The 343-nt window shown below is 67.9% G+C and carries 1 pseudogene; it reads left to right on the forward strand.

Features of this window, described 5'->3' with window-relative positions:
• Positions 1 to 343, forward strand: a pseudogene (locus KLP42_RS26720) (hypothetical protein); the annotation flags it as partial.

The following is a 343-nucleotide window of genomic DNA, read 5'->3' on the forward strand; positions in this document are numbered from 1 at the left end:
AAGCGGCCAACGGTTCGGTCGGTATGACGGCTGAGACGGCGCTTGCGCTTGCTTCCAACGCCAGCGTGACCGCCACGGGGACCGGCGGCGTGTCTCTGACGGCAACGACGGGTGATCTGACGCAGGCCTCTGGCTCTCTGATCGATGGCGGCACGGGCAACGTGACGCTGTCGGCGGGGACGGATGCCAAGCTTGGCCGTGTGACGACCGCGGGCACGGTGTCTGTCTCTGCCCTCGGTGGCTCGGTGGAGCTTGCCGATGCGCTGAGCACGTCTGGCGGTTCGGTCGAGGTGACGGGCGAGACGGATGTTGTTGTTGCCGCCACGGGTTCCGTTGCCGGCGC

The organism is Rhizobium sp. CSW-27 (genome assembly GCF_018760785.1).
Lineage (GTDB): Bacteria > Pseudomonadota > Alphaproteobacteria > Rhizobiales > Rhizobiaceae > Neorhizobium.